Origin of the sequence: Citrobacter sp. Igbk 14 (assembly GCF_028069825.1) — a bacterium.
Taxonomy (GTDB): Bacteria; Pseudomonadota; Gammaproteobacteria; order Enterobacterales; family Enterobacteriaceae; genus Citrobacter.
In genome coordinates, this window is the sequence record NZ_JANEWM010000097.1 from 1 (window position 1) to 9458 (window position 9458).

Annotated in this window: 10 protein-coding genes; 8 read left to right on the plus strand and 2 right to left on the minus strand. The window is 52.5% G+C overall.

From position 1 onward, the window contains the following. Positions 1-80: 80 nt before the first annotated feature. The gene (gene rpmE / locus NNN64_RS21895; RefSeq protein ID WP_094761941.1) at positions 81-293 is read right to left on the minus strand and encodes a 50S ribosomal protein L31; all 213 of its coding nucleotides are present in this window, start codon (positions 291-293) and stop codon (positions 81-83) included. A 257-nt stretch (positions 294-550) separates the two neighbouring features. On the opposite strand from rpmE, the gene priA reads away from it, so the two are divergent. The 6 genes from priA to menA all read left to right on the plus strand — a co-directional run bounded on the left by priA (position 551) and on the right by menA (position 7960). Then, positions 551-2749, plus strand: a complete 2199-nt coding sequence (gene priA / locus NNN64_RS21900) for a primosomal protein N' (protein ID WP_271442753.1) — start codon at positions 551-553, stop codon at positions 2747-2749. A gap of 156 nt (positions 2750-2905) precedes the next feature. Then, positions 2906-3931: a DNA-binding transcriptional regulator CytR gene (cytR, locus tag NNN64_RS21905; RefSeq protein WP_137381466.1), complete on the plus strand. Its 1026-nt coding sequence runs from the start codon at positions 2906-2908 to the stop codon at positions 3929-3931. Positions 3932-4024: 93 nt separating this feature from the next. Then, positions 4025-4999 (plus strand): cell division protein FtsN, encoded by a 975-nt coding sequence (gene ftsN / locus NNN64_RS21910; RefSeq protein WP_271442754.1) that lies wholly within the window; start codon positions 4025-4027, stop codon positions 4997-4999. Positions 5000-5091: 92 nt separating this feature from the next. Further along, the gene (gene hslV, locus NNN64_RS21915) at positions 5092-5622 is read left to right on the plus strand and encodes an ATP-dependent protease subunit HslV (RefSeq protein WP_003028805.1); all 531 of its coding nucleotides are present in this window, start codon (positions 5092-5094) and stop codon (positions 5620-5622) included. A gap of 9 nt (positions 5623-5631) precedes the next feature. Beyond that, positions 5632-6963 (plus strand): HslU--HslV peptidase ATPase subunit, encoded by a 1332-nt coding sequence (gene hslU, locus NNN64_RS21920; RefSeq protein ID WP_003028803.1) that lies wholly within the window; start codon positions 5632-5634, stop codon positions 6961-6963. Between the two features lie 67 nt (positions 6964-7030). Continuing rightward, positions 7031-7960: a 1,4-dihydroxy-2-naphthoate polyprenyltransferase gene (gene menA / locus NNN64_RS21925; protein ID WP_271442755.1), complete on the plus strand. Its 930-nt coding sequence runs from the start codon at positions 7031-7033 to the stop codon at positions 7958-7960. A gap of 273 nt (positions 7961-8233) precedes the next feature. Here the strand turns inward: menA and NNN64_RS21930 are convergent, their stop codons facing one another. After that, positions 8234-8359: a hypothetical protein gene (locus tag NNN64_RS21930; RefSeq protein WP_271442756.1), complete on the minus strand. Its 126-nt coding sequence runs from the start codon at positions 8357-8359 to the stop codon at positions 8234-8236. A 176-nt stretch (positions 8360-8535) separates the two neighbouring features. On the opposite strand from NNN64_RS21930, the gene NNN64_RS21935 reads away from it, so the two are divergent. Both NNN64_RS21935 and NNN64_RS23230 read left to right on the plus strand, forming a co-directional pair. After that, on the plus strand, positions 8536-9087 hold the full coding sequence (locus NNN64_RS21935; protein WP_271442757.1) for a type IV secretion protein Rhs: 552 nt from the start codon (positions 8536-8538) through the stop codon (positions 9085-9087). Further along, on the plus strand, positions 9084-9437 hold the full coding sequence (locus NNN64_RS23230; protein WP_333908969.1) for a putative T6SS immunity periplasmic lipoprotein: 354 nt from the start codon (positions 9084-9086) through the stop codon (positions 9435-9437). The genes NNN64_RS21935 and NNN64_RS23230 overlap by 4 nt, the downstream gene beginning before the upstream one ends. The last annotated feature ends 21 nt before the right edge of the window (positions 9438-9458 follow it).

Genomic DNA, 9458 nt, shown 5'->3' on the forward strand with positions numbered 1-9458 from the left:
CAATACATCAATATAAATTTTATTATCAAGTACAGATACAAAAAAAGCGCCATAAGGCGCTTTTTTCTGACAGCAGGAACTTATTTGCTGCCCGGGATGTTGAAACGCTTGTTGAAGCGATCAACACGGCCACCGGTAGCAACATCACGCTGCTTGCCAGTATAGAACGGGTGGCACTGACCGCACACGTCCAGGTTCAGATCGTGACCGACGGTAGAGCGGATTTTCATGACGTTACCGCAAGAGCAGTTTGCAGTAATTTCTTCGTATTTCGGGTGAATATCTTTTTTCATGGGAAAACCTCGGTTTAAGGCCGCGTCGCTCTTCCAGCCCTAACGCCAGACACCACGCGATGTTAATTATTCCCCGTCACCTTTCACACTGCATCAACAGCCTGAAATTCTCGGGTAATGGTCATTATTTGACGCAATCAATTTGCATCAAAGGCGGCGAATCATACAGAAATTAACCTGCTCATGCAAACTGATCCGCATTCTACCCTTCACTAATGTGTATACTAACCCGCCAGATTTCAAGTCAGGATGATTCAATGCCCGTTGCGCATGTTGCCTTACCCGTTCCGCTACCTCGTACCTTTGACTATCTCCTGCCGGAAGGTATGAGCGCCAAAGCTGGGTGTCGCGTACGCGTGCCCTTTGGCAAGCAACAGGAGCGCGTCGGTATAGTCCTGTCAGTCAGCGAGCAAAGTGAGTTACCGCTCAACGAATTGAAAGCCGTTCGCGAGGTATTGGACAGCGAACCGGTCTATTCGACCTCCGTCTGGCGTTTACTGCTGTGGGCTGCTGATTACTACCATCATCCCATTGGCGATGTGCTGTTCCATGCCCTGCCGATCCTGTTGCGCCAGGGCAGACCCGCCGCCAACACGCCCATGTGGTACTGGTTCGCCACCGAAGAAGGCCAGGTCATTGACCTCAACAGTCTGAAGCGCTCTCCAAAGCAGCAACAGGCGCTGGCTGCGCTTCGGCAGGGAAAAATCTGGCGCGACCAGGTGGCCGAACTTGAATTTAACGATGCTGCATTGCAGGCGCTACGTAAAAAAGGCCTGTGCTCCCTGGCGAGCGAAACGCCTGGTTTCAGCGACTGGCGTACCCACTACGCCGTCTCTGGTGAACGACTGCGCCTGAACACGGAACAGGCTACCGCCGTTGGGGCCATTCATAGCGCGTCGGACAGTTTTAGCGCCTGGTTGCTCGCAGGTGTGACGGGTTCCGGTAAAACAGAAGTCTATTTAAGCGTGCTGGAAAATGTTCTCGCCCAGGGCAAACAGGCACTGGTAATGGTGCCGGAGATTGGCCTGACGCCACAAACCATTGCCCGCTTTCGCGAACGCTTCAATGCCCCGGTCGAAGTCCTGCACTCGGGTTTAAATGACAGCGAACGTCTTTCGGCATGGCTGAAAGCAAAAAATGGCGAAGCGGCGATTGTTATCGGCACACGCTCATCGTTGTTTACCCCATTTAAAAACCTCGGCGTCATTGTCATCGACGAAGAGCATGACAGCTCTTACAAGCAACAGGAAGGCTGGCGGTACCATGCCCGCGATCTGGCGGTTTACCGCGCCCACAGCGAACAGATCCCGATTATTCTCGGTTCAGCTACCCCCGCGCTGGAAACGTTGTGCAACGTGCGGCAGAACAAATACCGCATGCTGCGCCTGACGCGCCGAGCCGGAAACGCACGCCCTGCCACTCAGCACGTGCTGGATTTAAAGGGTCAGCAGGTGCAGGCCGGACTGGCTCCGGCGCTGATCACCCGCATGCGCCAGCATCTGCAAGCAGATAATCAGGTAATTTTGTTTCTTAATCGTCGGGGTTTTGCGCCTGCGCTACTGTGTCACGACTGTGGCTGGATTGCCGAATGCCCACGCTGCGATCACTACTACACGCTGCATCAGGCGCAGCATCACCTGCGCTGCCACCACTGCGATAGCCAGCGCCCGATACCGCGCCAGTGCCCCTCCTGCGGCTCTACGCACATGGTGCCGGTAGGACTCGGCACCGAGCAACTGGAACAAGCTCTGGCACCCTTTTTCCCCGGCGTGCCAATTTCGCGTATCGATCGCGACACCACCAGCCGTAAGGGATCGCTGGAGCAGCACCTGGCAGAAGTCCATCGCGGCGGCGCTCGCATTCTGATCGGTACACAAATGCTGGCGAAAGGACACCATTTTCCGGATGTCACGCTGGTTGCACTGCTGGATGTTGACGGGGCGCTGTTCTCTGCCGATTTCCGTTCGGCTGAACGTTTCGCCCAACTTTATACCCAGGTTTCTGGACGAGCTGGGCGCGCCGGGAAACAAGGCGAAGTGGTGCTGCAAACGCACCATCCTGAACATCCGCTACTGCAAACCTTGCTGTATAAAGGTTATGACGCATTTGCCGAACAGGCGCTGGCCGAACGGCAAACGTTACAGTTACCGCCGTGGACCAGCCACGTGATCGTGCGGGCAGAAGATCATAACAATCAGCATGCGCCGATGTTCTTACAACAGCTGCGAAACCTGATTCAGGCCAGCCCATTAGCTGATGACAAACTCTGGGTACTCGGCCCGGTTCCGGCGCTGGCCCCCAAACGTGGCGGTCGCTATCGCTGGCAAATTTTGTTGCAACATCCGTCACGCATTCGCCTACAGCATATCGTCAGCGGAACGCTGGCGTTGATAAATACGCTACCCGATGCACGTAAGGTGAAATGGGTGTTGGATGTCGATCCCATCGAGGGATAACCCCTCATGATGCGAGGCGGATCGTAAAATTAAAGATCCATCACACTTTTTATGAAAATTCTGTAACCGCTTCCATTAACTATCTGATAAAAATGTTTCAGATGAAGGTTATCCAGGGACAGGTCTGTGCCAGCTGCACCCTGGCGAGGAGAAAGAGTGAAACCGAATAAGCAGGTTGCCGCCGCTACGATGAAAGATGTTGCTCTGAAGGCGAAAGTCTCAACGGCAACCGTATCCCGCGCATTAATGAACCCAGACAAAGTCTCTCAGTCCACCCGTAATCGGGTCGAACAGGCCGCCCTGGAAGTGGGATATTTACCCCAGTCGATGGGACGGAACGTTAAACGAAATGAATCACGTACCATTCTGGTGATTGTGCCGGATATCTGCGATCCCTTTTTTAGCGAAGTGATTCGTGGCATAGAAGTCACTGCCGCAGAACAAGGTTACCTGGTACTTATCGGCGATTGCGCGCACCAGAATCAGCAGGAAAAGACCTTTCTTAACCTCATTATTACCAAGCAGATAGATGGCATGGTCCTGCTCAGCTCACGACTGCCATTTGACGCCAGCGTGGAAGAACAGCGCAATTTACCGCCAATGGTCATGTCCAACGAATTTGCGCCAGAGCTGGAACTGCCTACCGTTCACATTGATAACCTCACTGCTGCTTTTAACGCGATGAATTACCTGCTGGAGCTGGGGCATAAGCGCATTGGTTGTATTGCCGGGCCAGAGGATATGCCGCTGTGTCACTACCGCCTGCAAGGCTATGTTCAGGCACTACGCCGCAGTGGAATTACGGTCGATCCACACTTCATCGCGCGCGGTGATTTCACCTATGAAGCGGGCGCTAACGCGTTAAAACAGCTGCTTGAGCTGCCGCAACCTCCGACCGCGGTCTTTTGTCACAGCGATGTGATGGCGCTTGGCGCGCTCTCTTACGCCAAACGTCAGGGCTTAAAAGTACCGGATGATTTATCTATCATTGGCTTCGATAATATTTCACTGACGGAATTTTGTGATCCACCCCTGACAACCGTCGCACAGCCGCGTTTCGATATCGGACGCGAAGCTATGCTGTTACTGCTCGATCAGCTTCAAGGGCAGAACGTCAGCAGTGGTTCACGTTTACTGGACTGTGAACTCATAATTCGGGGCACTACCCGGGCACTGACGTAAAGTAAAGTGCTTTCGGACTCCCCTGTCTGGTCAAAGGCCCGTCGCTTAAGTAACATGGCGGGCTGACGAACGAATAAATACAGCGAAACGATAGTGGCACAACGAGATTATGTACGTCGCGGCCAACCGGCACCTTCGCGGCGCAAAAAGAGCACATCACGGAAAAAGCAACGCAGTACGCCAGCGGTATCCCCCGCTATGGTCGCTATTGCTGCAGCCGTACTCGTGACCTTTATCGGTGGTCTGTACTTCATTACGCATCACAAGAAAGAAGAGTCCGAGACGCTGCAAAGCCAGAAAGTCACCGGTAATGGCATCCCGCCTAAACCGGAAGAACGCTGGCGCTATATCAAAGAGCTGGAAAGCCGTCAGCCTGGCGTACGTGCGCCTACCGAACCGTCTGCAGGCGGCGAAGTGCTTAACGCCGATCAGCTGACCAATGAGCAGCGCCAGTTGCTGGCGCAAATGCAGGCAGATATGCGTCAACAGCCGACACAGCTCAACGAAGTACCGTGGAACGAACAAACGCCTGAACAGCGCCAGCAAACGCTGCAGCGTCAGCGTCAGGTGCAACAGCAACAGTGGAACAACGCGCAGCAGCAGGCGCAGCAACCGCGCCCACGGGCGACGGAACAGCCGTACCAGCAGCCACAAACGCGTACGGCACAAGCCGCACCGGTACAACAGCCGAAAGCGCAGCCAAAACCGGCGGCCCAGCAGCCGTACCAGGATCTGTTGCAGACGCCAACACACACCACTGCCGCACAGCCTAAAACGCAACCGGCCGCGCCAATAACGAATGAGACTCAGCCGCCAAAACAGACGGCAGAGAAAAAAGATGAACGCCGCTGGATGGTTCAGTGCGGATCATTCAAAGGGGCTGAGCAAGCAGAAACCGTGCGTGCTCAACTGGCCTTTGAGGGCTTCAACTCCCGCATTACCACCAACAACGGCTGGAATCGCGTGGTGATTGGCCCGGTGAAAGGCAAGGAAAATGCCGACAACACCATCAGCCGCCTGAAAGTTGCCGGCCATACAAACTGCATTCGACTCGCCACTGGGGGTTGAAACCCCCAAAATCTCCCCCATCTATACTTGCATTACGCCCCGCACGCCTGTGCGGGGCCTGTATTCTGCATTTGTAACCAAGGGGTCTGCTCGTGACAACAATAGTAAGCGTACGCCGTAACGGCCATGTGGTAATCGCCGGTGATGGTCAGGCCACACTGGGTAACACCGTAATGAAAGGCAACGTGAAAAAAGTCCGCCGTCTGTACAACGACAAAGTCATTGCGGGCTTTGCGGGCGGTACTGCGGATGCATTCACGCTGTTTGAACTATTTGAACGCAAACTGGAAATGCACCAGGGTCACCTGGTTAAGGCCGCCGTTGAGCTGGCTAAAGACTGGCGTACCGACCGTATGCTGCGCAAACTCGAAGCGTTGCTGGCCGTTGCAGATGAAACGGCATCGCTCATCATCACCGGTAACGGTGACGTCATTCAGCCAGAAAACGATCTGATTGCCATCGGCTCCGGCGGTCCCTACGCCCAGGCGGCGGCACGCGCTCTGCTGGAAAACACCGAGCTTGGCGCACGCGAAATTGCTGAGAAAGCGTTGGATATTGCAGGGGATATCTGCATTTATACCAACCACTTCCATACCATCGAAGAATTGAACTCCAAAGCGTAAGGATCCCCCATGTCTGAAATGACCCCACGCGAAATTGTCAGCGAACTGAACAAGCACATCATCGGCCAGGATAACGCGAAGCGTTCCGTGGCGATTGCACTGCGTAACCGCTGGCGCCGCATGCAGCTCAACGAAGAGCTGCGCCATGAAGTCACACCGAAAAACATTCTGATGATTGGCCCAACCGGTGTCGGTAAAACCGAGATCGCCCGCCGTCTGGCAAAACTGGCCAATGCGCCATTCATCAAAGTGGAAGCAACGAAATTCACTGAAGTCGGCTATGTGGGTAAAGAAGTTGACTCCATCATCCGCGATCTGACCGATGCCGCCATCAAAATGGTTCGCGTTCAGGCGATTGAGAAAAACCGCTTCCGCGCAGAAGAAATGGCAGAAGAACGTATTCTCGATGTACTGATCCCGCCAGCCAAAAATAACTGGGGACAGTCAGAGCAGCCTCAGGAACCTTCTGCTGCGCGTCAGGCATTTCGTAAAAAACTGCGTGAAGGCCAGTTGGACGATAAAGAGATTGAAATCGATCTCGCTGCCGCACCGATGGGCGTAGAGATTATGGCGCCCCCGGGAATGGAAGAGATGACCAGCCAGCTACAGTCCATGTTCCAGAACCTAGGCGGCCAGAAACAAAAGCCGCGTAAGCTGAAAATCAAAGACGCGATGAAGCTGCTGATTGAAGAAGAAGCAGCCAAACTGGTCAATCCGGAAGAGCTGAAACAGGAAGCTATCGACGCCGTTGAGCAGCACGGGATCGTGTTTATCGACGAAATCGACAAAATTTGTAAGCGTGGCGAATCCTCCGGCCCGGATGTTTCCCGTGAAGGCGTACAGCGCGACCTGCTGCCGCTGGTTGAAGGCTGCACCGTCTCGACCAAGCACGGTATGGTGAAAACCGATCACATCCTGTTTATCGCCTCCGGCGCATTCCAGGTGGCTAAACCGTCTGACCTGATCCCGGAACTGCAGGGTCGTCTGCCGATCCGTGTGGAGCTGCAGGCACTGACCACCAGCGATTTCGAGCGCATTCTGACCGAACCGAATGCCTCTATCACTGTGCAGTACAAAGCGCTGATGGCAACCGAAGGTGTGGACATCAACTTCACCGAATCGGGTATTAAACGCATTGCCGAAGCGGCCTGGCAGGTTAACGAAACCACCGAAAACATCGGTGCGCGTCGTCTGCATACCGTTCTCGAGCGTCTGATGGAAGATATTTCCTATGATGCGAGCGATTTAAACGGTCAAAGCATCACAATTGATGCCGAATATGTGAGCAAACATCTGGATGCGCTGGTCGCAGATGAAGATCTGAGCCGTTTTATCCTATAATCGCGTTCAATGCATTTTCATCACTGTTGATGGGGCTGATAAAGCCCCATTTTTATTGGCGCTAAATATGACTGAACAACAACAAATTAGCCGCTCACAAGCCTGGCTGGAAAGTTTACGACCTAAGACCTTACCGCTCGCCTTCGCGGCGATCATCGTCGGTACGGCATTAGCATGGTGGCAAGGATATTTCGATCCGCTGGTGGCTCTGCTGGCATTAATTACGGCAGGGCTACTGCAAATCCTGTCCAATCTCGCTAACGACTATGGCGATGCTGTTAAAGGCAGCGACAAGCCCGACCGCATCGGACCGCTGCGTGGCATGCAAAAAGGCGTTATTACCCAGCAGGAGATGAAGCGTGCGCTGATCGTCACTGTGGTCTTAATCTGCCTGTCCGGTCTGGCACTGGTAGCGGTGGCATGCCACACACTGGCGGATTTTGTCGGCTTCCTGATTCTGGGCGGCCTGTCGATTATCGCCGCTATCACCTATACCGTCGGTAATCGTCCATACGGGTATATCGGTCTGGGTGATATTTCTGTGCTGGTCTTCTTCGGGTGGCTCAGCGTGATGGGGAGCTGGTACCTGCAAGCGCATACGCTGATTCCGGCGTTAATTCTGCCGGCAACCGCCTGCGGCCTGCTGGCAACTGCCGTACTCAACGTTAACAACCTGCGCGATATCAACAGCGACAGAGAGAATGGCAAAAACACGCTGGTGGTGCGCTTAGGCGCGGTTAATGCCCGCCGCTACCATGCCTGCCTGCTGATGGGCACGCTGGTCTGTCTGGCGCTGTTTAACCTGTTCTCGCTGCAAAGTTTATGGGGATGGCTCTTTATCCTCGCCGCACCGCTGCTGATTAAACAGGCGCGCTACGTGATGCGTGAAATGGACCCGACGGCAATGCGCCCAATGCTGGAACGCACCGTAAAAGCAGCACTGTTGACTAACTTGCTGTTTGTTGTTGGAATTTTCTTAAGTCAGTGGTCTGCATAACTGACAAATATCAATTAATAATTTCAATTTTTAGAATCGCATAACGCCTCGCAACCCTTACAATAGAGGGTCGCGAGGTTTTTTCATGTTTTTTATATTTTCCGGGGTTACCTCGGGGATACCAACGAACGGTAAACACCGTGACCTATAAGTACTAAAATCAGCATTTCCCAGCTTACTTAACCGATCACGGGGCCTGAAGCCCAACCGTACGAGAGCGTACGCTAAGTGCATTTTTTAATGCAGATTGGGCGAGTAAAGAAAATGAGGGTTTTATTTACTTTTTCCATTAATGCCAGTATCCGTGCGTTTTTCGGCATTAATGGTGTTAATAAACCCGGTAATCAAATCAACGTAAACCTGACCGACAACGCCACGACTTTGAAGATTTAAATTCATAAGGTTACGTTCTTAGCGTACGATCTCGTACGGTTGCTCCCTAAACCAGGGGGCTTAACGGTAGAAGCGGCGTAGCCGCAGTTTGTGACAATTTTGGATATTTCCCGCATTTTTTAACAGGAAAAAATTTACCTTAAGGCGTATTAAGGTATTTTTACCAATGGATGATGTCTCCAATGATAAGGGAAATGAACGATATAGACAGGGGCGGGTTACGGCTGCTAACGCTTGGTGAGATTAACTTGGCCCGTACCCTCTACGCTTTCGCCATCCTCTATAACGAAGTCTGGATCCACCGCAGCAGCTACCTACCTTTCAACCTCCAAAAAAACAACTACGCTATGACGCCCAACGGCGAATTGTACTTTCAGGAAGGTACTTATGAGCCTGACTTTTCACAGCCGCATGTTAATAACGATCGCGTTGGTGGGCAGCATCTTTTTTTACATGAAATGATGCACGTCTGGCAGCATCAGCGCGGGATGATGGTAAGGATGCGTGGCCTGTTCTCTTGGGCAGTTGATTACTATTACACCTTGGATAAGGCCATACTCTTGGATTACGGCTTAGAGCAGCAGGCTGCAATGGTGGCTGATTATTGGCTGCTTAAAACGTATGGATTCGGCAACCGCTCTGATTTGTATCGCCTCAAGGATTACGATCCATCTGAGCCTGCCCTTAGCCTCATATCCCGCTATGAGAAAGTGTTAGGGAGGTTCCCGCATTGAAACGCTACTTTCTCATTCCTGCCTTTTTTGCGCTGGCTGGGTGTGGCGCTGGCGATAGCGTTCCCCCATGGCGTAGTTTCCCTATTATAAATAATTCGCTTTGCTTCTCTGTTAATAAATCGGACGTTCTGAGCCGATACGGCGTTTATTCTGAGCAGGGAAATGAATACAAGACATTGGCGGAAAATTCGCATGTAGCTCTCTCCTACCCTGAAACGTGCTTAAAAATACCGATAACGCCGGGCTATATCTATGCGGCTTCATACACATTGAACGGAAAGAATTACCGTTACAACTTTTTCATCGACAGAAACGGGAAAATATTAAGCACAAAATATGGAGATCTATAAATGTCATTACCAGCTTATATG